The following is a 21,736-nucleotide window of genomic DNA, read 5'->3' as shown; positions in this document are numbered from 1 at the left end:
ACGGACGCCCCTTGCCCGCCGCCTCACACGGCGCGTTCGGCCAGGGCGGAGTCCACCGCCGCTTCGGCGTGCAGGCGGGCGGTGGGGAAGACCGGTACGGGGCTGTCCTCGGGGCCGATCAGGAGCTCGATCTCGGTGCACCCGAGGATGACGCCCTCCGCACCTTCGGCGACGAGGTCTTCGACGACCCGCCGGTACGCCGCACGCGACTGGTCTCGGACCACGCCCAGGCAGAGCTCCTCGTAGATCACGCGGTGCACGAGAGCCCGTCCGTCGGCATCCGGGACCCGGACGTCCAGCCCGCCCGCCGCGAGGCGGCCCCGGTAGAAGTCCTGCTCCATGGTGAACGCCGTGCCCAGCAGCCCCACCCGGCGCAGTCCCGCGGCGCGGACGGCGGCGGCCGTGGCGTCCGCCAGGTGGAGCAGCGGCACCGGGGTCGCAGCCTCGATGTGTTCCGCGACCCTGTGCATGGTGTTGGTGCAGAGGAGCAGCAGATCCGCTCCGGCCGCCTCCAGCGACCGGGCGGCGTCGGCCAGCACCGCGCCTGCCTCCTCCCAGCGGCCCTGGGCCTGGAGCTGTTCGATCTCCGCGAAGTCCACGGAGTAGAGCACGCAGCGGGCCGAGTGGAGCCCGCCGAGCCGCTCGCGCGTCCGCTCGTTGAGGATCCGGTAGTACTCGGCCGTCGACTCCCAGCTCATTCCGCCGATCAGCCCGATCGTCTTCATGCTCGTCCCACGCTCCTGCTCCCCGTAGTCACCGTGCACTCGATCATAAGTTCTTCCGTGGAAATATCGCTACTCCATAAGCATTGCTTTGACTGCCTCCCGTAGGGCCTGTCGCGTCGGTGGGAGACGCAGGTCACATTCGTCCGTGTCACAGGGGAGCGGGCTGCCCCGTCTCAGAGGGTGTAGCCACTGACGACCACGAAGGAGCACACCATGGACGCGCGACTCGACTACTTCGCCAGCCCGACCACCGGCAAGGCCTTCAAGCACCTGTTGGCAGCCGGCAAGGTGATCAAGGACTCGTCCCTGCCGGCCGCGACGCAGGAGCTGGTGGCGCTGCGCGTGAGTCAGATCAACGGCTGCGCCATGTGCATCGACATGCACACGAAGGAGGCCGCCGCCGCCGGTGAGACCTCCATCCGCCTGCACCTGGTCGTGGCGTGGCGCGAGGCCACCGTCTTCACCGAGGCCGAGCGTGCCGCGCTGGAGTTCGCGGAGCAGGCGACCCGCGTCGCGGACGCGGCCGGCGGGGTCGGTGACGAGGTGTGGGCGCGGGCCGCCAAGCACTACGACGAGGAGCAGCTCACGGCCCTGGCGGTCCTGGTCTCCTTCATGAACATGGTGAACCGGCTGAACGTCATCGCCCAGCAGCCGGCCGGCGCCTACGAGGTCGGGCAGCTGCACTGAGCGGCGGCAACGGCGGGCTCGGGGTCCGGCTGGGACCCCGGACCGCCGGCCCGGGGGGCGTTGCTCTGACCCCCCGACGGTCCGGATGATCATCAGATAGCCCCTGCGTCGACCAGTACGGCCAGGCGGGAAGGCATCAGTGGGAGGGATTCGGCGTGAGCAAGGTCGAGGAGTTCGAGGATCTGCGGTCGCTGCTGTTCTCGATCGCCTATCGCATTCTGGGCAGCGTCGGTGAAGCCGAGGACGCGGTGCAGGAGACATGGCTGCGCTTCGACGGCTCGACGACCCGTCCCACGTCGACCAAGGCCTTCCTCTCGGCCACGGTGACGCGCATCTCGATCGACGTACTGCGTTCCGCGCGGGTGCGGCGCGAGGAGTACGTCGGCCAGTGGCTGCCCGAGCCGCTGCTGAGCGATCCGTACCAAGATCCCGCACGGTCGGTGGAGCTGGCGGACTCGGTGTCGATGGCGGCGCTGCTGCTCCTGGAGCGGCTCAGCCCCTTGGAGCGGTCGGTGTTCGTCCTGCGGGAGGTGTTCGCCTTCGGCTTCGACGACATCGCCGCGGCGGTAGGGCGTTCCGAGGCGGCGTGCCGCCAACTTCTGGTGCGGGCGCGCCGGCACATGGAGGCAGGGCGACCGCGGTTCGAGGCGGACCGCCGGGAGCGTCAGGAACTGGCGACGCGCTTCTTCGACGCGCTGAAGGACGGCGACGTGGGCGGGCTGCAGGATCTGCTGGCCGCCGACGTGCAGCTCGTCGGGGACGGCGGCGGCAAGGCCCCGCAGCTGGCCAAGGCCGTCACGGGCGCGTCGAACGTGGCCCGGGTGCTGGGCACGGTCTTCCCCTGGCTGATCCGGATCGACGTGTCGTGCGAGCCGCACGAGGTCAACGGCCAGCCGGGCGCCATCTTCCGCGACCGGGACGGCAAGGTGCTCCAGGCCCTGGTCCTGGACGTGCTCGACGGGCAGATCCAGACCATCCGAGCGGTGCTCAATCCCGACAAGCTCGGCCACATCGGGCCGGTAGCCGACGCCTGGGCCATCAAGCACGAGCTGCAGCGGGCGCGGAGGCAGCCGAACTGACGGCGTGGAGAACGGTGACCGCTGGTAGCCGCCGGCCCGGGGGCTCGGGGCGGCCCACCCTCCCCGAGCCCCGTCCGCGGCTTCGACCGTGACGCGGCCGCCCGGCCGGAGCCGTGCGGTTTCGGCTCCCGCGTACCCTCGACCCGTGCCTGCCTCCCGCCCCCACCACGTCGCCGTCCTCGTCCTCGAGGGGGCGAAACCCCTCGACGTCGGCATTCCCGCGCAGGTGTTCACGACCCGCGCGAGCATGCCGTACGAGGTACGGGTGTGCGGCGCGGAGCCCGGGCTCGTGACCGGGGGCGACGGCCTGTCGTACTCCGTCGCCCACGGCCTGGAGGCGCTCGCCTGGGCCGACACCGTCTTCGTCCCCGGCTACCGGCTCCCGGACCGCGACGACCCGCCGCGAGCCGTCGTCGACGCGCTCGTCGCCGCCCACGAGCGGGGTGCGCGGCTCGCCGCCATTTCGACGGGGGCCTTCGCGCTCGCCGCCACGGGCCTGCTCGACGGCAAGCGGGCCACGACCCACTGGCACTACGCGCGGGCCCTCGCGGCGAAGTGGCCGCTGGTGCGGGTCGACGAGAACGTCCTGTTCGTCGACGAGGGCAGCGTGCTCACCTCGGCCGGCGCCGCCTCGGGCATCGACCTGTGCCTGCACATCCTGCGCACCGACGTCGGGGTGGCCGCGTCCAACCACACGGCCCGGCGGCTGGTCGCGGCCCCCTACCGCAGCGGCGGCCAGGCGCAGTACGTACCGCGCAGCGTGCCCGAGCCGCTCGGCGAGCGCTTCGCCGCCACCCGCGAATGGGCGCTGCACCGGCTGGGCGAGCCCCTCACCCTCGAGGTGCTCGCCCGGCACGCGGCGGTGTCCCCGCGCACCTTCTCGCGGCGCTTCGCCGAGGACACCGGGTACACGCCGATGCAGTGGGTGATGAGGGCGCGCATCGACGTGGCCCGCGAACTGCTGGAGCGTTCCGGGCGGAGCGTCGAGCAGATCGCCGCCGACGTGGGCCTCGGTACCGGCGCGAACCTGCGGCTGCACTTCCAGCACATCCTGCGCACCACGCCGAGCGAGTACCGGCGCACCTTCGCCCGGGGCGAGTGAGCCGAGAGCACGGCGCGGCCGCCCGCCCACGACCTTTGGCGCGATCCTTGCGGACCGTGGCGATCGCGCCGCTGTCGTCCGCGGCCGCCGCACGCGAACCTGGTGGCGAACCGAAGGGACACACCATGACTCGTATCGCCATCAACGGATTCGGCCGCATCGGACGCAACGTTCTGCGCGCGCTGCTCGAACGCGACAGCGACCTCGAGATCGTCGCGGTCAACGACCTCACCGAGCCGGCCACCCTCGCGCGGCTGCTCGCCTACGACACGACGTCCGGCCGGCTCGGCCGCCCGGTGACCGTGGAGGGCGACGTCCTCGTCGTCGACGGCCGCCGCATCAAGGTGCTCGCCGAGCGCGAGCCGGCGAAGCTCCCCTGGGGCGAGCTCGACGTCGACGTCGTGCTCGAGGCGACCGGCCGCTTCGCCACGGCCAAGGCCGCCCGCGCCCACATCGATGCGGGCGCCAAGAAGGTGCTGGTCAGCGCGCCGGCGGACGGTGCGGACATCACGCTCGCGTTCGGGGTGAACAGCGACGCGTACGACCCGGCCCTGCACACCATCGTCTCGAACGCCTCGTGCACGACCAACGCGCTCGCGCCGCTGGCCGCGGTGCTCGACGACCTCGCGGGCATCGAGCACGGCTTCATGACGACGGTGCACGCCTACACGCAGGAGCAGAACCTGCAGGACGGCCCGCACCGCGACGCCCGCCGCGCCCGCGCCGCCGCCGTCAACATCGTGCCGACGACCACGGGCGCCGCCAAGGCGATCGGCCTGGTGCTCCCCAACCTCGAGGGCAAGCTCTCGGGCGACTCCATCCGCGTGCCGGTTCCCGTCGGTTCGATCGTCGAGCTCAACACGACCGTCGCCCGTGACGTGACGCTCGAGGACGTGCTGGAGGCGTACCGCGCCGCGGCGGCGGGGCCGCTCGCCGGCGTGCTCGAGTACTCCGACGACCCGCTCGTGTCGTCCGACATCACGGGCAACCCCGCCTCGTCGATCTTCGACTCGGCCCTCACCCGCGTCGAAGGCCGCCACATCAAGGTGGTCGCCTGGTACGACAACGAGTGGGGCTTCTCGAACCGCGTGATCGACACGCTCGAGCTCATCGCCACCCGCTGACCGCGCGGCGCTGCGCCATGAACGGTGTCCCCGTTCGGGCACTCTCCGGACCGGCGCGCTGACCTCGCGCCTCTCCGGATCGTGCACGCGACTCCCGGTACCGGCCCACCGCCGGTACCGGGAGTTCGTGTTTCCGGCGAGCCGGGTGCGGTCCTCGCGGCCGACCAGCCTGCGTGCGTGATCATGACCCGCCGGGGCATGCGCCCTACGTGACCACCATCGGGGCCGCCGAAGCGGTGGGAGACGGCCCGGCGGACACATCCCCCGAAGGCGGCCCACCGGGATGTGACGAGCCCCAGGCGAAGGTGAGGCGCGATCGCCATGCGATTCCAAGACCGACGACAGGCCGGCCGGCAGCTCGCCGCCACGCTGGAGGAGGTCTGCGCGGCCCAGAGCTGGCCCGATCCGATCGTGCTGGCACTCCCGCGCGGGGGCGTCCCCGTCGCCGCCGAGGTCGCCCGGACCCTCGGCGCCCCCCTGGACCTGCTGGTGGCCCGCAAGATCGGCATGCCGGGCCGGCCCGAGGTGGGGATCGGCGCCATCGCGGGCGAGGACCCGCCCCTGTTCGATTGGCGGGCGCTGGAACTGCTGGGCATCAGCCCGGAGGAACTCAGCGCCGACGTGGCACGGGAACGGGCCGAACTGCACCGCCGCGAGGCCCTCTACCGCCGCGGCCGCCCAGCCCCCGACCTGCGCGGTCGCACGGTGATCCTGGTCGATGACGGACTGGCCACCGGAGTCACCGCCCGCGCGGCCCTGCGCCGGATCCGGGCCGAGGACCCGGCCGTCCTCGTCCTCGCCGTACCGGTGTGCGCAGAGGACTCCGCGGGGGACCTGCGCCGGGAAACCGACCGGATCGTCTGCCTCCAGCCCCACCGCGACCTACGGGCCGTCGGCATCTGGTACGACGACTTCCGCCAGGTCTCCGACCAGGAGGTCATCGACATCCTGGAACACCACGCGCGCGAGACCCTCACGATCGGACCGGAGCGCGAGGAGGCCTGAATGAAGGCCGAGAAGGCGCTGAAGCGTTATCACCAACGGCGTGACTTCTCCAAGGATCCCCCGAGGCCGCGCTCGCTCGCCGGGGCCGGCGCCCGCCTGGAGAAGGCGGACGGCCGGCCCGGCCGGTACGACCCCGCACGGCCGCGGACAGGGCCACGGGTCGCGTCCCTGGCCCGGCCGGAGCCCCCGGTCGCCGGTCGGAGCGGCGGAACGATCAGCTCTCCTCGCGGCCGGCGGCCCCAGCCACGGCCCGGCGGCACCACCGGATGACGAGTAGCATCAGGCAGACCAGGGTCAAGACCCATACCGCGGCGAAGGCCCAGATCAGCGTAGGTGAGCTGGTGGCGACGGCGCGAACGAACAGAACCGCGCAGACGACTCCCAGCAGACAGGTGCTCACGCCGAGCCCGTGACGGCGGGACCAGCCCAGGGGAGAGACCCAGGGCCGCAGACCGCGGCGCAGGGTGCGCAGCCGGCGGTCGAGCAGCTGGTCGGTGCGCAGGTCCTGCTCGATCCCCTCGAGAATCATGCGCTCCTGCTGGGAGAGCTCAGGGCCGTCCATACCGAGGCCCCCTGTCCTGTCGGGTTCGCGTTCGCCGTTCGAGGGACGACTACCCGCGCAGCGGCCCCGCAAGCATGGGCCGGAGAGCAGGCGCAGACCCCGAGGAGGATGCCGTCATGGACAGCAGAGGTTCGCCCTTCCGCACGGACCGGTCGGCGTCGACGAACGGAACCATGACGGCGGCTCCCGCGGACACGCGCGCCCCGGCCCGCTCTGCTCCGGGCCTGCGCGGCGTGGTGTTCGACGTCGACGGCGTCCTGACCGATTCGGTGGGCCTCCACGCGGCCGCGTGGAAGGCCGCTTTCGACCCGTGCCTGGAAGCCGTGCCGCCGTCCGGGCTCGCCGCGTGGCAGCTCCACCCCTTCGACGAGTTCAAGGACCTGGGTCTGGTCGACGGGAAGCCCGGATTCGAGGGGGCGCTCGCCTTCCTGGCCTCCCGGGGCCTGCGGCTGCCCGAGGGCCGGCCGGGCGACGCACCGGGCAGCACCACGGTCTGGGCCGTCGCCGCGGCCAAGGAGGCGGCCTTCCTCGCCGCGCTGAGCGAGCGCCCGGTGGAGGCGTTCCCGGAGGTGGGGGCCGTACTGGCCGCGCTGCACGCCTGGGGCGTGAAGTGCGCCGCCGTCTCGACCTGCGGGGATGCGGGCGACATGCTGACCGCGTCCGCGATCCGGGGTCTGTTCGACACGGTCGTGGACGGCACGGAGGCAGATCGGCTGGGCCTCGCGGGCACACCGGATCCGGCGTTGTTCCTCGAAGGCGCGCGGCGCCTGCGCGTACCGCCCGCACAGGCCGTGGTGGCGGAAGACTCCCCGGCCGGGGCGGAAGCGGGCATGCGCGGGGGCTTCGCCCTCGTGGCCGGGATCAACCGCTCCTCCTCGCACGAGCTGGCGGCGCGCATGTACACGCACGGTGCCGATGTCGTGGTCCGTGATCTGGCCGGGGTGCTGCGGGCCGCGCTCGGGCGGTGGGAAGGCGCGTGAGCGCGCAGGCCGTGCGGAGCCGCCGGATCCGCCGCGCCCCGGGGCGGTGCTCGCGTCGCCGGACGTGGCTTATGCCGTGCTCAGGGGGGTAGCCGCACCGTAGGAGGGTTCCCGACGGCAGGAGGAGCCATGACCCGGCGAGTCCACGAGGTGATGACCGGGCATCCGGTGACCATCGAGAAGCTGACGTCCCTGGCCGAGGCGGCGCGGGTGATGCGGGACGCCGACATCGGGGACGTCCTCGTCGTCGACGGTGGCCGGCTGTGCGGTGTCCTCACGGACCGGGACCTCGTCATTCGCGCCATCGCCGAGAACAAGGATCCCGCCGACACCACCGTGTTCGCCGTCTGCAGCACCGAGACCGTCACCGTCGGACCCGGCGACGGCGTCGACCACGCCCTGGACCTGATGCGCCGCAAGGCCCTTCGGCGCCTGCCCGTCCAGACGGAGGACGGCGAACTCGTCGGCATCGTCACCCTCGGCGATCTGGCGGTCGAACAGGATCCGGGATCGGCCCTGGCGGCGATCTCGGCCGCGGCGCCCGACAGCTGAAACCCTTACGAGCCGCCGCCGTCACCTCCGGGCGCGCGCGGTCACTTCCAGGCGAGACGCAGTGCCTCGTGGTGCGCGGCGACCCACGTGGCGAAGTCCTGGAGGGCCGGATTGAGCTCGCGGACGGCGGTCAGGTCGCGCGCCGCCGTGAACCGGTCCTCGCAGTCGGCGTAGTACTGGAACATGTTCCCGGCCTCGTCCGCGCCCGGGAAGCCCTGCGCGCGGAACGCGTCCGGGGACATCGGCTCGTACGCGACCGGTTCGCCGACCGCTTCGGTGAGCGCGGCGGCCATCTCGGCGAGCGTGAGGTGCTCGCCGGCGATGCTGACGGTGGCGGCGATGAGATCGGTGCCGCGTGCGAAGATCGCCGCCGCCGTCTTGCCGACATCGTCCGCGGCCATGCCGGAGAGCCTGCTGCCTCCCATGGGCAGGGACAGTCGCAGGGCCCCGTCCTCGCCGCGGTACGGGCCGAAGGAGCTGTAGAGGTTCTCCCAGAAGAAGGTGGTCCGCAGGAAGGTCGTCGGTACGGCCGCCTCGGTGAAGTAGTGATCGGCCTCGGCCTTGGCGTCGAAGTGGGGGACCTTGTAGTGCTCCTGCAGCGTGGGCATCCGGTCGTCGTCGAGGGGGATGCACGCCCGGGTGTCCTCCAAGGTGGACCAGATGGCGTGCTGCACTCCGGCGTGCGAGGCGGCCCGGGCCAGCGCCAGCGCCTGGGTCTTCTCCCGCTCGGCCGAGGTGTGCTCCCAGAAGTTCGTCACCAGGTAGGCGCCGTACGCGTGCTCGAAGGCCGGTGCCAGCGAGTCCTCGTCGTCCATGTCGGCCCGGACCACTTCTGCCCCGAGCCGTTCCAGCTCCCGGGCCGGATCGGAGTCGGGGTGACGGGTGACGGCCCGTACGGAGAATTCGCCGTCCCGGTCGGCCAGGATCGCCCGTGCCAGGGAGCCTCCCTGCCGGCCGGTCGCACCGAACACCGTGATGACGCGTTGAGCGGCCATGGTTCCTCACCTCACATGCGTTCCGTCTTCGTGCCGCGGTTCATCGGCCGTCCTCGTCGACGATCTCGGCGTCGACGATGTCCTCACCCTGGTCCCCGTCCTGCCCCCGGCGCTCCTCGGAGGCGGTTGGGCCGTCCGGTTCCCGCGCCTTCGAATAGAGCGCGGTACCGATCTTCTGGGCGGCCGAGGCGGCCTTCTCCGTCGCGGAGCGGATCGCGGAGACGTCCTCGCCCTCGAGTTTCTCCTTCAGCTCGGCGAGGGCGGCCCGGACTTCGGACGTGACGTCGGAGGGGATCCTGCCGGCCTCCTGGTCGTCCCTCAGGAGCCGTTCGGTCTGGTAGACGAGCTGTTCGGCGCTGTTGCGGGTCTCGGCCGCCTCCTTGCGGCGCCGGTCCTCCTCGGCGTGCTGCTCCGCCTCGTCGACCATCCGCCGGATGTCGTGCTTGGCGAGGGAGGAGCCGCCGGTGACGGTCATCTTCTGCTCCTTGCCCGTGCCGAGGTCCTTGGCCGTGACGTGCATGATGCCGTTCGCGTCGATGTCGAAGGACACCTCGATCTGCGGGACACCGCGCGGGGCCGGCGGCAGGCCGGTCAGCTCGAACATGCCGAGCTTCTTGTTGTACGCCGCGATCTCGCGCTCGCCCTGGTAGACCTGGATCTGCACGGACGGCTGGTTGTCCTCGGCCGTCGTGAAGATCTCGGAGCGCTTGGTCGGGATCGTGGTGTTGCGCTCGATGAGCTTGGTCATGATCCCTCCCTTGGTCTCGATGCCGAGGGACAGCGGGGTCACGTCGAGGAGCAGGACGTCCTTGACCTCACCCTTGAGCACGCCCGCCTGGAGGGTCGCGCCGAGGGCGACGACCTCGTCCGGGTTGACGCCCTTGTGCGGGTCCTTGCCGGTGAGGGACCTGACGAGCTCGGACACCGCGGGCATGCGGGTGGAGCCGCCGACGAGGATGACGTGGTCGATGCCGGAAACCTTGATCTTGGCGTCCTTGACCGCCTGGTGGAACGGAGCCCTGCAGCGCTCCAGCAGGTCCGCGGTCAGCTCCTCGAACCGCGCCCGCGTGAGCTTCTCGTCCAGGTGCAGCGGGCCGTCGGCGGACGCGCTGACGTAGGGCAGGTTGATGGTCGTCTCGGTCGCGGAAGAGAGTTCGATCTTCGCCTTCTCGGCGGCCTCGCGGAGCCGCTGGAGCGCCATCTTGTCCTTGGACAGGTCGATCCCGTGGCCGTTCTGGAACTGCTTCACGAGCTGGTCGACGACGCGCTGGTCCCAGTCGTCACCGCCGAGGTGGGTGTCACCGTTGGTGGCCTTCACCTCGACGACGCCGCCGCCGATCTCCAGCAGGGACACGTCGAAGGTGCCGCCGCCGAGGTCGAAGACGAGAACGGTCTGGTCGTCCTTGTCGAGGCCGTACGCCAGGGCGGCGGCGGTCGGCTCGTTCACGATGCGGAGCACCTTGAGCCCTGCGATCTCGCCCGCTTCCTTGGTGGCGGTGCGCTGGGCGTCGTTGAAGTAGGCCGGGACGGTGACGACGGCGTCCGTGACGTCCTCGCCCAGGTACGCCTCGGCGTCGCGCTTCAGCTTCTGCAGCACGCGCGCCGAGACCTCCTGCGCCGTATAGCGCTTCCCGTCGATGTCGCCGCTCTGGGGGAACCGCCAGTCCGCCTCCCCGATGTGCCGCTTGACCGAGCGCGCGGTGCGGTCCACGTTCGTCACCGCCTGCCGCTTGGCCAGCTCCCCGACCAGGACCTCGCCGCCCCTGGCGAAGGCGATGACGGAGGGCGTGGTCCGGGCGCCTTCGGCATTGGGGATGACCGTCGGTTCCCCGCCCTCCAGGACGGCCACCACGGAGTTCGTCGTTCCCAGGTCGATCCCGACTGACCGAGACATCTCAGCCTCCTTCAGCCACACGAGTCGCTACCTGTCGGCTTCCCGCAGTCCGACCGTGTATGCCGCGGCGCGGGTCAGGCCGGTGTCGCCAGGAGCTCCTCCGCCGCGAGCACGGCGTCGTAGGCGGTGCGCCGGTCCATGAGGACGCACAGCGTGTAGGCCGCGTCGTCCATGGCGCGCAGGGCGCCGGGATCCGCGGGCGTGGCTGCCAGGCGGGCCTGGCAGCCACGCAGGCGTGACAGGACCTCTTCGGCCCGGGTGCGGCTCGGCAGGACCGCGGTCCGTGCCGTCTTCGCCCGGACCGGGGTCCGCGCGGCCCTGACGGCCTGGCGCAGTGCGCGTTCGAGGCGCACGGGCACCGGCGCGGCGCCAGGTCCGGCGGTCATCGCCGCCGCCACGTCCATGACGTTCACGTTGGCGAGGTCGGCGGCCGTCGCCAGGATCCGCTCCGCGTCGCGGACGGAGCACGGTGTCGCGGCCATCAGCATCCCCACGGCTCGCGCGGCCGTCGGCCGCACGAGGAGCGGTTTGCCCGGAGAGCCCTGAGCATCGGCAGTCTGAGACATGGGGTTCCTTCGGTCCAAGGCAGCGAGGAGCGTTCGGGCGGAGGGGCGCAGGCGGGTACGGGAGGTATGCCCCCGTCCCACCGTCCGGTACACGCCCGCGTCCGGGGTGTTCGCCGCCCCCGCGCGCGGAGGTCTCGCGGGGGCTCGGGGCGGGCGCGGGCGAGCGGTCGCGCCGGTGTCCTGCCCGTGGACCGGGTGTCCCGGGCATTGCTACCGGTTGCGTCGAACCTCTCCCTCGCCCCCCTTGTCCTGCGGGTTCGGGCCGGTCCAGTGCTCGCGCCCGGTCCGCGGGCCCGGCTTGGGACTCGGCTGGTCGAGGCGGCTGGCCTCGTCCGTGTCGGCGGCTTCCGTCGTTCCCTCGTCGCGGCGCAGGAGGCGTCGCGCTTTGGGCCGGGATCCGTGTCCGTCCGACGGAGGCACGCCTCCGGCACCGCCCTGATCGTCCATGGCCGCCTCCTCGTGCTCGTCTTCCTCGTCTACCTCGGACGTCTCTTCGGCGGCTGCCCGGCCCCTGAGCGGCGAAACCCGCGGACCGGGCCGCGGCTCCTGCTCACGGTCCGGCACGGCGAGTCACTCAGGTGCGGGCGTCTTCGAGGTCGAGGGCGCGTGCCCGCTCGGCGCGGCCTTCGATCAGGTGGCGGAAGCCGGCCAGGGCGAAGCGCTCGCCGGTCGAGGAGCCGGGTCCCGGGATCCCGGCGACGGCGGCCATGAGCTGCTGGGGTTGTGCTTGCCAGCCGACGGCCAGGACGCGCAGGCCGAGGCATTCGGCCCGCCGGTGCAGGTCCAGGAGGAGCAGCAGGCCGGCGGTGTCCATGTACGGCACGTGGTGCAGGTCGACCATCAGGACCGTGATGTCGGCGGTGATGTCCCGCAGGGCCTGGTGCAGCGCCGGTGCGGCGGCGGAGTCCAAGTTCCCCAAGACACTGATCAGAACGGTGTTGCCGCGGCGCTCGGTCTCGGTGGTGAACGAAGCAGTCACGGTGCCCCTCTCCTTGACGGCCCGGCCGGGGTCCTGGGCCTGAGGCCCCCTATCCTCGCGCGGGGCACGGCCGGACGGAGGTACGGCACGCCAGGAACGGATGCGCGCTGCGACCCCGGGGACCGAACGCGCGAGCGGGTCCGCTCTTCGGCCGGGTATCGGGGCCGCCCCCGCGGCGCCGCGCGGGCGCCGCGCCGCGTCGGCCGGGGCGTGGCGGGGCACGACGTGGGTGCGTCCTCTCGGGGACTGCCGAACGCACCCGACGTCTTGCACCAATGTGCCCGATGCCGCCCGGCCTGCCCGTCATGCGCGGCCGACGGGAGCCGATCGATACCGCACCGGACGCCGGCCGGGGCGAGGCCGGTCCCGTTCCCGCGGGCCCACTTTGCAAAAAAATCTCTGCAAAAATACTTTTGGAATGTTCGCGGTCCGTTCTAGCCTCCCGTCATGGACAGCGAAGACCAGCGACGCGTACTCGACCCCGAGCAGGACGCGGCAGCCCTGAAAGCCCTCACGCATCCCCTGCGCATCCGGCTGCTCGGGATGCTGCGCCAGGACGGCCCGGCCACCGCGAGTGAACTCGCGGTCAGGACCGGGGAGTCGTCCGCATCCACCAGTTATCACCTGCGGGTGCTCGCGAAGTACGCCTTCGTCGTCGAGGCGGAGAACCGCGACGGGCGGGAGCGTCGTTGGCGGGCGGTGCACTCCGTGACCTCCTGGAGCAACAAGGCCATGGAGTCCACACCGGGCAGCCGCGCCTGGATCAGCCTGTCGCGCAGGGCCCAGATCGAACACCTGGAAGCCACCCTCGTCCGGCACGAGGCGGACGTCGCCGACGGGCGGCTGGGCAAGGAGTGGGTGGAGCCTTCCGGGATCAGCGACCTGATGCCCCGCCTGACCCCCGGCTCGCTCTGCGAACTCTGGGAGACGATCGACCGGAAACTTGAGGAACTGACCAGCCGCGACGCGGGAGATCCACGGGCCGCGCAGGTCATGCTCCTCACCGCCGGACTGCCGCTGGCCCCGCGCGATCCCAACGCGGAACCGGCAACCTCCGCCCCCGCGGCGACGGAAGCCGAGGACGCGTCGTGAGCGGCCCGCTGGACATACGTACCGCACGCCGCCGCTACGTCACGGTCTGCGTGCTGTTCTGGCTGCCGCTGGGACTGACCATCGCCCCCCTCATCCTGCTCTTCACCGAGCGCGGCATGGCCCTGACGGCCATCGCGGGCTTCTTCGCCGCGCACTCCCTCACCGCCGCCGCGCTGGAACTGCCCACCGGAGGGCTCTCGGACGTCCTGGGACGCCGCGTCGTCCTGGCCGCCGCGGGCCTCTCGAACCTGGCCGCCCTGACCCTCGTGGCCCTGGGCACCACCGGCTGGCTCCTCGGGCTCGGCATGGCCCTGTTGGGGGCGGGCCGTGCCCTGTCCAGCGGACCGGCCGAAGCCTGGTACGTCGACACCGTCCACGCCCACTCGGGCCCCGACACCGAGCTGCGCACCGGATTGGCCCGCGGCTCCTCCGCGACGTCCGCCGCTCTCGCCACGGGCACCCTGCTCGGCGGCGCCCTCCCCTGGCTGCTCGGACTCGGCCCCGACCTCGGCTCCCGACTGAGCGGGGCGACCTCCGCACTGGTGCTGCCCCTGTCCGTCCCGCCGCTCCTGGGCGCGGCCGTCGAGATCGCCTTCGTGCTCTACGTCCTGACGGCTCTACGGGAGGCGCCCCGGCCGACGGCCACCCTGCGCGACGTGATCCGGGGCATCCCCGCGACGGTCGTGGGCGGACTGCGCCTGGGCGCGCGCGACGCACTGGTCCGCCGGATCCTCCTCAGCGCGGGGGCCGCCGGCAGCGCCCTGGCCGCGGTCGAACTCCTCACACCGGGCCGGGCCGCGGCCCTCACCGGTGCGTCCGGGTCGGGCGCGGTGCTGTTCGCCGCACTCGCCTGCGCGGGATTCGTCTGCTCCGCCGTGGGCAGCCACCTCGCACCCCGGACCGCCCGGCTCGCGGGAAGCGGCGAACGGGCCGTCATGATGAGCCTCGGCGCCAGCGCGGGCGGCCTGCTTCTGCTCGGTGCCACCGCGGCCGCCGCGGGAACGGGTTCCATGATCCTCGCGGTGGTCGGCTACGGCCTGGTCTACCTCGGGCTCGGCGCGGCGGGACCGAGCGAGAACGACATCCTGCACCGCCGCGTCCCCAGCACGGGCCGGGCCACCGCGCTGTCCGTCCAGTCCCTCACCCTGCAACTGGCGGGAGCCCTCACGGGCCTGGTCGTCAGTGTCCTGCCGGCAGGACCGCTGCCCTGGCTGCTGGGAGGCACCGTACTGCTCGCGGGAACGCTCCTCTGGATCCACCGCGGCAAGGTCCCGGCGTCCGCGTGCCCGGCCCCATGAGGTGAGGGCGGGCGCCGGCCCGGCTCCCGGGGGAGGCGGGCCGGCGCGCGTTGCCGTGGCGAAGGGTCAGGGGCAGGTGACCAGCAGGACGGAGACGGCCGTGCAGGTGGCGGTCGCGCTGTCGTTGAGGGCGTTGGGGTCGGCCGGCGCCGACACCGTACGGGTGCCGGTCACCGAGATCTTGCCCAGCGAGAGCAGGTGCAGCGGTACGCGGAACGTCTTGGCGGAGCCGGCGCCGGCGGCGATGGCGCCGTACGCACAGGTCACGGTGGTCCCGCTGCCGGTGCATCCCGGGGAGAGTCCGGTGGCGGAGGAGCCCGGCGGCAGACTCGCGGTGAGCGTGGCCGAGGTGACCGTGCCGGGGCCGGTGTTGCGGGCGGTCAGCGTGTAGGTGAGGTAGGGGACCAGCAGGCTCAGGTTCGGCTGCGCGGTCAGGTCGACGTCGATGTCGGCGGGCGGAACCTGGTACGTGTAGCGGCCGGCGCCGACCACGGCGCTGGTGCCGCCGGGCGTCGTGACCTGGACGTCGACGGTGCCCGCGGCATGGGCGGGCGCGGTGGCCGTGCACGCCGTGGGGGAGCAGGAGAAAGCGGTGGCCGGGCCGCCGGGGCCGAAGGTGAGCGCGGTGGCGCCGCCCAGGCCGGTGCCGTTGACCGTGACGACGGTGCCGCCGTCCGTCGTGCCGGCGGAGGGGCTGAGCGAGGTCACCACGGGCACCGGAACGTAGGCGTACCGGGCGGCGGGGGAGAGGGCGCTGCTGCCGCCCGCGGTCGTGGCCTGGACGTCGACCGTCCCGGTCCCGGCCGGAGCGGTAGCGGTGCAGGACGTCGGGGTGCAGGTGACGTCGGTGGCGGGGTTGCCCGGACCGAAGGTGATGGCGGCGCCCGCCAGGTCGGTTCCGGTGACCGTGACGACGGTGCCGCCGGCCGCGACGCCGGAGTCCGGGCTGACGGAGGTGACCGTGGGCGCGCCACGGGTGAAGGCGAACACGATCCGGCCGTCCGCGGCGTTGGACCCCTCGGTCAGGGTGACGGGTGAGCCGGGTACCGTCCCGGAGACCAGGCTGGATCCTCCGCCCCCGCCTCCGCCGCCACCCCCGGTGGCGCCGAATCTGCCGCCGGCTCCGCCCCGGCCCCCGCCGCCGTACCCCGCTCCGCCGCGCCCGCCGGCGCCCGTCGGACTGAAGACGCCCTGGGCGGCGGCGCCGCCCGGACCGTTCGGGTAGGCGCCCGGGGAACCGTCCGGGCCCTCGTTGTCCGCGCCGGGCCCCCCGGTGCCGGCGGCCCCGCCGGCGATGCCGGTGCCAGGGCCTCCGCCCGTACCGCCCTGCGCGTCGGCGGCCAGACCGTTGCCGTCGGCGCCCGCGCTGCCGCTGTCACCGCCGGCCGCTCCCCGGTATGCGGGGGATCCGATGCCCGGGCCGCCCGCCCCGCCGCCCGAACCGGCGGTCAGCAGCGGAGCGTTGGCGGCAGTGGTCACCGCGACCAGGGCCCCGCCGAAGCCGGGCACGCCGAACTGCGTGCTAGCGGCGGCGTTGGCACCCCGTCTGCCGACGCTGACGTTGAACGTCTGCCCTGGCGTGGCGGGGACGGTCGCGACGAGGTGCGCGCCCTTGCCGCCCGGCGTGCCGTCGCCGGCGTTCCCGCCGCCGGCGCCGTCGAGGGTCACCACACCGCTGGAGACTCCGTCGGGCACGGTGACCGTTCCGGAGCCGCCCGCCGAGCAGGTGATCGTGGTGGTGGCTCCCGCCACGACAGGGGTGGCGCACACCCCGTCCGCGGACGCCGGGGCCGCCAGAACGGTCAGGCCGCCCGCGGCCAGCGCGCACGACGCGGACACCGCGAGCAGCCGGGTGCGCCACTGGGCGCGCGAACCGTTTAACACAGCTTTCGAAGACATCGAAGTCTCCCCCTCTCGCCTCCGCCCGGCAGCGGCCGGAGGCGAAAACTCCTGGGAAGCCACGGCCGGACGCTCCAGTACGACGGACCGGAGCACGCCGCTCCCCGTCGGTGGTCCGTCCCTGCGCCGGTATCCCCGGGACCCGTTGGAAGGACGGCGGCCCGGTCATACCGGCGGAAGCATCGCAGCGAGCGGCCCGTGACGGGCGGCGAATGCCGGATCGTCGTGCGGAACCCGCCGGGAAAAGCCGAACCGGGGACCGGAGTCGTACGAACGTCCGAGCGGAGGCGGGCCGTCAGGCGCTGGGGTCCAGGAGGTGGGGGCCGTTGTTGCGGACGCTGTTGACGGCGGTGGAGACCGCCGTCGCGGTGAGGCGTCCGCCGGCCGGCGTGTGCAGGAGGGCGCGGAGGTCCGTGGTGTCCTCGTGGGACGGGTCGAGCCAGGCTTCGTAGTCGCCGGGGTCGAGGGCGAGGGGCATCCGCGGGTGGACCCGGCCGGCCGCGTCGGTGGCTTCGGTGGTGATGATCGTGGCCGTGGTGAGCCAGGCCGCCGGGGCGTCCCGGTCGGCGACGGCCGGGTCGCGCCAGAACTCGTACAGCCCGGCCATCGCCATCACGGAACCGCTCTCCGGCCGGATGAAGTACGGCTGCTTGTAGGCCTTGGCCGATGCGGTGGCCGGTACGGCGATCCACTCGTAGAAGCCGTCCGCCGGCAGTAGGCACCGGCGCTTGGCCAGGGCTCGCCGGAAGGCCGGCTTCTCGTGGACGGTCTCCACCCTCGCGTTGATCATCCGCGACCCCACCGCCGGGTCCTTGGCCCAGGACGGCACCAGGCCCCACCGGATCGGGCGCAGCTGCCGACGGACCTCCCCGGTGTCCCGGGCGGCACGTTCGAGGACCGCCCACACCTCGTCGGTGGGCGCGACGTTCCACGAGGGTCCCAGGACCCGGTCGGGGTCGAGCTGGGCGTCGAAGAGGCCCGCGAGGTCTTTCGGTGCCCGTGAGGAGGCGTATCGGCCGCACATGCCGTCCACTGTCGCACCCTTCCCGCGCGGTCCGGGCGAGCACGCCGGTCCGGGAGCCGCCGGCCCCGTCGCTACGCCGGCGGTGCGCGATCCGTGCGGCGGACATCGGCGGGAGGCGACGTGGCGGGGCGGCCCGCGGCAACGGCGCGGGGCATGGTGGTGGCCATGGACGTGGACGCGGTGGTCTTCGAGCTGTACGGGGTGAAGCCGGTGGAGTTCACCGCGGCCCGCGACGCCTACGTGGCCCGGGCCCGCCGGGAGAAGGACACCGACGCGGCGGCCGCGATCGGACGGCTGCGCAAACCGAGGCTGGCCGTGTGGGCGGCGAACCTCCTGGCCCGGACCCGCCCCGACGAGGCCGAGGCGCTGCTGCGCCTCGGCACGGAGCTGCGCCGCGCCCATCGGGAGCTGGACGGCGGGCAGCTGCGGGCGTTGACGCACGAGCAGCACCGGGTGATCGGCGCAATGGCCCGGGAGACGGGAAAACTGGCGGCCGCGGCGGGCGAGCCGCTCCGGGAGACGGTGCTGCGGGAGCTCGAGCAGCTCTACCGCGGGGTGCTGGCCGACGAGGACGCGGCGGGCGAATGGGCGGCGGGCCGCATGGCCACCGCGCCGACCGGGGCGGTCGGGTTCGACGGCCTGGAGCCCGCCCCGGGCGCCGCACCCCGTCCGGCCGCCCCGGCACCCGGCCCCGCCGCACCCCCGCCGGCCGCTCCCGCCTCCCGCCGCGCGTCCGCCGCGACCCCCGCGCGGGCGACGGACGACCGCGAGGATCCGCGGGCCCGGCGGGCCGCGGAGAAGCGCCGGGCCCGGCTGGCGGCCGCCCGTGAAGAGGCCGCGGACGCGGCGGCGGCACTGCGCCGCGCCGACGAGCACCTCGCCGAGGCGGCGGCGGCCCGGGACCGGTCCGAGGGCGAGGAGGCCGCGCTGCGCGATGAACTCGCCACCCTGCGGGCCCGGGTGGAGGAAGCCCGGCGAGCGGCGGTGGAGGCGAAGCGCCTCCACCGCCAGGCCGACCGGGATCGCGCCGAAGCCCTGAGGACGGCGGAGAGCGCTGCGCACCGGCTCGAGGAGCTGGACCGCGGAGCGGACCGGACAGCGCGGTGACGGCGCGGAGAGCGCATCCCTGCGGGAGGGGCGCCCGCGCTCGGGCCGTCTCTACCGGGCGCGGCTGGAGACGGTGACGTGGTCGACCCGCATCGGGTGGCCAGGTTCCGTGTCGGGGCCCGGTTCCGCGCCGTCGGCGAGGGGGAGGCTACCGCCCATGGCCACGTTGAGGATCAGGAACAGTCCGTGGTCCACGGCCTGTTTCCACGTTTCCGAGTCCATCCGGGACGCGGCCACCCGGTGGTGCACGCGGCCGTCCAGGTACCAGCGCACCTCCTCGGCGCCGGGGGACAGGTCGACCTCGACGGCGTAGGAGTGGAACCCCGAGCGGCAGCCGTCGCACGGCTGCGGGCCCGAGGTCAGGCCGGCCGGCTCCTGGCAGGGGCCTCCCTGGAGGATCCCGCAGTGCATGGTCGCCGAGACGCCGTCCCGCCCGTTGACGGACTCCATGACGTCGAGTTCCCCCACGCCCGGCCAGCCCGTGTACCCGTCGCGCAGCGGCGCGCCGAGGGTCCAGAAGGCCGGCCAGTAGCCCGCCGCCTTCGGGCCCGTCACGTCGGGCAGGGCGATAGAGGCCTCGATGCGAAGGATCCCCCCGGGAGGCGGCGCGAAGTCGGAGCGCCTGGTCTCGATGCGTCCCGAACTCCACCTGCCCTCCGTGCGGGTGGGGACGATCTCCAGCACGCCCCTGCCGTCGAGGCGGACGTTGTCGCGCGAGTCGGTCATGGTCTCGACCTCGCCGGTTCCCCACTGGGGAGCAGGGCAGCCCGGATAGCAAGTACCGATGTCGTGCACCCAGTTGGCCGCGGACGGCCCGCTGCCCGCGGGGCCGTCGAAGTCGTCCCGCAGCAGCCGGGTCCACCCGGGCGTCCCGGGCGCGGCGACGGCGGGCAGCGCCCCGGCCTCGGTGAACAGCCGCTCGAGCCGGGGGGTCAGGACGACGGCCGCGACATTGGTCAGGTGGGCGTCGTCCCGGTAGAGCAGGACGCGGTCCAGTACGGCCGGGCAGGTCGGGCCGTCGCCCGGGCACAGGACCGGGTTCACGCTGACGCCGAGTACGCCGGGCAGTGCGCCGGAGGCGATCCGCCGCGCCAGCGGATCGGGCCGCTGGGCGGCCGTACGGCTGAACGCGCAGGCGGTGGGCGCCTCGGGACTGCCGGAGACGCACGCGGGGACGTCCGTACCGGGGACGGGGGTGTCCTCGATGTAGACGATGGGCGCGCCGATGGCCCGCAGCGGTGCGAGGGTCTTCTCCCAGCCCGCGGCCAGCAGTTCGGGATCCGCGGCGTAGCGGTTGAGGGAGGCGATCACGATGAGGCGCGGCTTCGGCTGCTGCCGCAGGCGCTCCAGCGCGTCGGCCCGCCACGTGTCGCACTCCCGGTAGGCGCGGCCGAGCTGGGGGCTGTCCACGGCCAGTTGCGGCAGCGGGCAGCCCTGCTTCACCAACTCCTGCAGTGCCCAGCCTCGTTGCGAGGCCATGGCCAGCATCGCGGAGAACCACTGGCCGGCGTGCGAGTCGCCCAGCAGAACGATCCGGTCCGGGCTGTCCACCGCACCGAACAGGCAGTCCGGGCTGCGGGTCACCGCCGGAGCGACCTCGCAGGCGCCGTCCGGCGGGAAGTCCTTGCGTGCCTGGGCGGGGCCGGGTACCACGGGGCCGTCCTGGAGCGGCGCACCGGTGACCCGGTCGAGCAGGTGGGGGCCGGAGGCGGCCCCCGGGGGAAGGCCGCTCAGCTCGACGGGCGTGGCCGGGCCCAGCAGGTTCAGCGTCGTGGTGCCCACCACGAGCGCGAGCACGACGGGCAGTACGACGGCCGTGACGCCCACCGACAGTCCGCGGCGCGGGAGTTCACCGACGGTGCGGCTGCGGCGCAGCGGCTGCTCGACCCAGCGCATGGTGGCGTAGGCGGGCAGTGCGGCGCCCAGGGTGAGCGCCGCCCTCACCGGCCAGCCCTGGGCGCCGAAGCGGGCCTCGGCGAGTACGAGCACCGGCCAGTGCCACAGGTACAGGTTGTAGGAGAGCCGCCCCACCGCCCGGGGCGCCCGCCCGGCCAGCAGCCGGTCGACTCCGTGGGCGCCCGTCGCGCCGCGCTCGCCCCGGCCGGGTATCGCGGCGAGGATGACGGCGGCGGTGGCCAGGGTCGGCACGAGGGCCGCGTAGCCGGGGTAGGGCGTGGAGGTGTCGTACGACACGGCGCACCAGACGATCGCCGCGCCCCCGGCCCAGCCGCACAGCAGCCGCAGCGGCCCGGGGCCCCGCATGAGGTGCCAGGGCAGCAGGGCGAGCAGCGCGCCGGCCCCGAACTGCCAGACCCGTGAGGGTGTCGCGAGGTAGGCGAGCGAAGCGGAGTGGTCGGTCCAGCCCAGGGACAGCGCGAACGACGCGAGGACCAGCGGTACGGAGGCGAGTGCCACGGCGGAGCGTACGGCGCGGCCACGGCGCACCGCCCGGGCAGCGCCGAGCACGATCAGGGCGAGCAGCGGTGCCCAGAAGAGGTAGAACTGCTCCTCGACGGCGAGGGACCAGAAGTGCAGCAGCGGGCTCTGGTCCTGTCCGGCGGCGAGGTAGTCGGTCTGCTGGGCGACGAACCGCCAGTTGGCGGCGGAGAGCGCCGCCGCGACGACGTCGTGCTCCAGGTCTGCGCGGCGCAGCGGCACGGTCAGCCACGCTCCGGCCACGGCCACCGCCCCCAGTACGACGGCGGCGGAGGGAAGGAGGCGGCGCGCCCTCCGGGAGAAGAAGTCCAGGAGCCGGATCCGGCCGGTGGTGACCGCCTCCCGGACGAGGAGGCCGGTGATGAGGTAGCCGGATACGACGAAGAAGACGTCCACGCCGACGAAGCCGCCCGCCAGCCCCGGGATCCCGGCGTGGAAGGCGAGGACCGCGAGGACGGCGACGGCGCGCAGCCCCTCGATGTCGGGCCGGAAGGCGGAGCGGTGCGGGCTGGGACCCGACTCGCCGCCGGAGCGGGGCGGGGGTGACGGGGGACCTGGCGGAGGGGTGCTGTCGCGCGGGTGTCGGTTGCGGCGCGCGCCGGGTGCCATGGGGAACGGCATGGTGGAGAA

20 protein-coding genes are annotated in these 21,736 nt (G+C 73.5%); 10 read left to right on the top strand and 10 right to left on the bottom strand.

Annotation, left to right across the window (positions count from 1 at the left end; translation table 11 throughout):
* Positions 1-23: 23 nt before the first annotated feature.
* Positions 24-725 carry an aspartate/glutamate racemase family protein gene (locus ACFWBY_RS03745; protein WP_385343845.1) on the bottom strand — a complete coding sequence of 234 codons (702 nt, stop codon included), beginning with the start codon at positions 723-725 and terminating at the stop codon, positions 24-26.
* Positions 726-938: 213 nt separating this feature from the next.
* On the opposite strand from ACFWBY_RS03745, the gene ACFWBY_RS03740 reads away from it, so the two are divergent.
* The 5 genes from ACFWBY_RS03740 to ACFWBY_RS03720 all read left to right on the top strand — a co-directional run bounded on the left by ACFWBY_RS03740 (position 939) and on the right by ACFWBY_RS03720 (position 5,722).
* A complete protein-coding gene (locus ACFWBY_RS03740; protein WP_385343843.1) occupies positions 939-1,412 on the top strand; it encodes a carboxymuconolactone decarboxylase family protein in 474 nt (157 codons plus the stop codon).
* 155 nt (positions 1,413-1,567) lie between these two features.
* The gene (locus ACFWBY_RS03735) at positions 1,568-2,491 is read left to right on the top strand and encodes an RNA polymerase sigma-70 factor (RefSeq protein ID WP_385343840.1); all 924 of its coding nucleotides are present in this window, start codon (positions 1,568-1,570) and stop codon (positions 2,489-2,491) included.
* Positions 2,492-2,636: 145 nt separating this feature from the next.
* On the top strand, positions 2,637-3,593 hold the full coding sequence (locus ACFWBY_RS03730) for a GlxA family transcriptional regulator (RefSeq protein ID WP_385343838.1): 957 nt from the start codon (positions 2,637-2,639) through the stop codon (positions 3,591-3,593).
* A 125-nt stretch (positions 3,594-3,718) separates the two neighbouring features.
* Positions 3,719-4,717 (top strand): type I glyceraldehyde-3-phosphate dehydrogenase, encoded by a 999-nt coding sequence (gene gap / locus ACFWBY_RS03725; RefSeq protein WP_385343835.1) that lies wholly within the window; start codon positions 3,719-3,721, stop codon positions 4,715-4,717.
* Positions 4,718-5,038: 321 nt separating this feature from the next.
* Positions 5,039-5,722 carry a phosphoribosyltransferase gene (locus ACFWBY_RS03720; RefSeq protein ID WP_385343832.1) on the top strand — a complete coding sequence of 228 codons (684 nt, stop codon included), beginning with the start codon at positions 5,039-5,041 and terminating at the stop codon, positions 5,720-5,722.
* Between the two features lie 214 nt (positions 5,723-5,936).
* Here ACFWBY_RS03720 and ACFWBY_RS03715 read toward each other — a convergent pair whose 3' ends face one another.
* The gene (locus tag ACFWBY_RS03715; RefSeq protein WP_385343829.1) at positions 5,937-6,284 is read right to left on the bottom strand and encodes a hypothetical protein; all 348 of its coding nucleotides are present in this window, start codon (positions 6,282-6,284) and stop codon (positions 5,937-5,939) included.
* A 116-nt stretch (positions 6,285-6,400) separates the two neighbouring features.
* Between ACFWBY_RS03715 and ACFWBY_RS03710 the strand changes: the two genes are divergently transcribed.
* Together ACFWBY_RS03710 and ACFWBY_RS03705 are read left to right on the top strand one after the other, a co-directional pair.
* Entirely contained in the window at positions 6,401-7,264 is an 864-nt protein-coding gene (locus ACFWBY_RS03710) for an HAD family hydrolase (protein ID WP_385343826.1), read from the top strand.
* A 129-nt stretch (positions 7,265-7,393) separates the two neighbouring features.
* Positions 7,394-7,816, top strand: a complete 423-nt coding sequence (locus ACFWBY_RS03705) for a CBS domain-containing protein (RefSeq protein ID WP_385343823.1) — start codon at positions 7,394-7,396, stop codon at positions 7,814-7,816.
* Between the two features lie 41 nt (positions 7,817-7,857).
* Here ACFWBY_RS03705 and ACFWBY_RS03700 read toward each other — a convergent pair whose 3' ends face one another.
* The 5 genes from ACFWBY_RS03700 to ACFWBY_RS03680 form a co-directional block, all read right to left on the bottom strand.
* On the bottom strand, positions 7,858-8,811 hold the full coding sequence (locus tag ACFWBY_RS03700) for an NmrA/HSCARG family protein (RefSeq protein WP_385343821.1): 954 nt from the start codon (positions 8,809-8,811) through the stop codon (positions 7,858-7,860).
* Between the two features lie 40 nt (positions 8,812-8,851).
* Positions 8,852-10,705 carry a molecular chaperone DnaK gene (gene dnaK / locus ACFWBY_RS03695; protein ID WP_385409623.1) on the bottom strand — a complete coding sequence of 618 codons (1,854 nt, stop codon included), beginning with the start codon at positions 10,703-10,705 and terminating at the stop codon, positions 8,852-8,854.
* A gap of 74 nt (positions 10,706-10,779) precedes the next feature.
* Positions 10,780-11,271, bottom strand: coding sequence for a DUF5133 domain-containing protein (locus tag ACFWBY_RS03690; RefSeq protein WP_385344864.1), 492 nt, complete (start codon positions 11,269-11,271; stop codon positions 10,780-10,782).
* A gap of 210 nt (positions 11,272-11,481) precedes the next feature.
* On the bottom strand, positions 11,482-11,718 hold the full coding sequence (locus ACFWBY_RS03685; RefSeq protein ID WP_385344866.1) for a hypothetical protein: 237 nt from the start codon (positions 11,716-11,718) through the stop codon (positions 11,482-11,484).
* Between the two features lie 127 nt (positions 11,719-11,845).
* Positions 11,846-12,250 carry an STAS domain-containing protein gene (locus ACFWBY_RS03680; protein WP_385344869.1) on the bottom strand — a complete coding sequence of 135 codons (405 nt, stop codon included), beginning with the start codon at positions 12,248-12,250 and terminating at the stop codon, positions 11,846-11,848.
* 447 nt (positions 12,251-12,697) lie between these two features.
* Here ACFWBY_RS03680 and ACFWBY_RS03675 point away from each other — a divergent pair, with 447 nt between their 5' ends.
* Entirely contained in the window at positions 12,698-13,342 is a 645-nt protein-coding gene (locus tag ACFWBY_RS03675) for an ArsR/SmtB family transcription factor (protein ID WP_385344871.1), read from the top strand.
* Positions 13,339-14,640 carry an MFS transporter gene (locus ACFWBY_RS03670; protein WP_385344874.1) on the top strand — a complete coding sequence of 434 codons (1,302 nt, stop codon included), beginning with the start codon at positions 13,339-13,341 and terminating at the stop codon, positions 14,638-14,640. The genes ACFWBY_RS03675 and ACFWBY_RS03670 overlap by 4 nt, the downstream gene beginning before the upstream one ends.
* 66 nt (positions 14,641-14,706) lie before the next feature.
* On the opposite strand, the gene ACFWBY_RS03665 is transcribed toward ACFWBY_RS03670, so the two are convergent.
* Together ACFWBY_RS03665 and ACFWBY_RS03660 are read right to left on the bottom strand one after the other, a co-directional pair.
* Positions 14,707-16,539, bottom strand: a complete 1,833-nt coding sequence (locus ACFWBY_RS03665; RefSeq protein WP_385344877.1) for an IPT/TIG domain-containing protein — start codon at positions 16,537-16,539, stop codon at positions 14,707-14,709.
* A 295-nt stretch (positions 16,540-16,834) separates the two neighbouring features.
* Positions 16,835-17,563, bottom strand: a complete 729-nt coding sequence (locus ACFWBY_RS03660; protein ID WP_385344880.1) for an SOS response-associated peptidase — start codon at positions 17,561-17,563, stop codon at positions 16,835-16,837.
* A gap of 165 nt (positions 17,564-17,728) precedes the next feature.
* Here ACFWBY_RS03660 and ACFWBY_RS03655 point away from each other — a divergent pair, with 165 nt between their 5' ends.
* Positions 17,729-18,670, top strand: coding sequence for a hypothetical protein (locus tag ACFWBY_RS03655; RefSeq protein WP_385409622.1), 942 nt, complete (start codon positions 17,729-17,731; stop codon positions 18,668-18,670).
* Positions 18,671-18,721: 51 nt separating this feature from the next.
* On the opposite strand, the gene ACFWBY_RS03650 is transcribed toward ACFWBY_RS03655, so the two are convergent.
* Complete coding sequence (locus ACFWBY_RS03650; protein ID WP_385341266.1) at positions 18,722-21,727, bottom strand: SGNH hydrolase domain-containing protein; 3,006 nt, start codon at positions 21,725-21,727, stop codon at positions 18,722-18,724.
* Between the last annotated feature and the right edge of the window lie 9 nt (positions 21,728-21,736).

The organism is Streptomyces sp. NPDC060049, from assembly GCF_042736715.1.
In the GTDB taxonomy this organism is placed as follows: Bacteria; Actinomycetota; Actinomycetes; order Streptomycetales; family Streptomycetaceae; genus Streptomyces.
The sequence above is the reverse complement of the archived record's forward strand: the minus strand, read 5'-3'. Positions and strand labels throughout refer to the sequence as shown.

Coding starts and splice junctions, on each gene's coding strand:
- ACFWBY_RS03745 (WP_385343845.1), bottom strand. CDS start 725: ATGAAGACGATCGGGCTGATCGGCGGAATGAGCTGGGAGTCGACGGCC.
- ACFWBY_RS03740 (WP_385343843.1), top strand. CDS start 939: ATGGACGCGCGACTCGACTACTTCGCCAGCCCGACCACCGGCAAGGCC.
- gap (WP_385343835.1), top strand. CDS start 3,719: ATGACTCGTATCGCCATCAACGGATTCGGCCGCATCGGACGCAACGTT.
- ACFWBY_RS03720 (WP_385343832.1), top strand. CDS start 5,039: ATGCGATTCCAAGACCGACGACAGGCCGGCCGGCAGCTCGCCGCCACG.
- ACFWBY_RS03715 (WP_385343829.1), bottom strand. CDS start 6,284: ATGGACGGCCCTGAGCTCTCCCAGCAGGAGCGCATGATTCTCGAGGGG.
- ACFWBY_RS03710 (WP_385343826.1), top strand. CDS start 6,401: ATGGACAGCAGAGGTTCGCCCTTCCGCACGGACCGGTCGGCGTCGACG.
- ACFWBY_RS03705 (WP_385343823.1), top strand. CDS start 7,394: ATGACCCGGCGAGTCCACGAGGTGATGACCGGGCATCCGGTGACCATC.
- ACFWBY_RS03700 (WP_385343821.1), bottom strand. CDS start 8,811: ATGGCCGCTCAACGCGTCATCACGGTGTTCGGTGCGACCGGCCGGCAG.
- dnaK (WP_385409623.1), bottom strand. CDS start 10,705: ATGTCTCGGTCAGTCGGGATCGACCTGGGAACGACGAACTCCGTGGTG.
- ACFWBY_RS03690 (WP_385344864.1), bottom strand. CDS start 11,271: ATGTCTCAGACTGCCGATGCTCAGGGCTCTCCGGGCAAACCGCTCCTC.
- ACFWBY_RS03685 (WP_385344866.1), bottom strand. CDS start 11,718: ATGGACGATCAGGGCGGTGCCGGAGGCGTGCCTCCGTCGGACGGACAC.
- ACFWBY_RS03675 (WP_385344871.1), top strand. CDS start 12,698: ATGGACAGCGAAGACCAGCGACGCGTACTCGACCCCGAGCAGGACGCG.
- ACFWBY_RS03665 (WP_385344877.1), bottom strand. CDS start 16,539: ATGTCTTCGAAAGCTGTGTTAAACGGTTCGCGCGCCCAGTGGCGCACC.
- ACFWBY_RS03660 (WP_385344880.1), bottom strand. CDS start 17,563: ATGTGCGGCCGATACGCCTCCTCACGGGCACCGAAAGACCTCGCGGGC.
- ACFWBY_RS03655 (WP_385409622.1), top strand. CDS start 17,729: ATGGACGTGGACGCGGTGGTCTTCGAGCTGTACGGGGTGAAGCCGGTG.
- ACFWBY_RS03650 (WP_385341266.1), bottom strand. CDS start 21,727: ATGCCGTTCCCCATGGCACCCGGCGCGCGCCGCAACCGACACCCGCGC.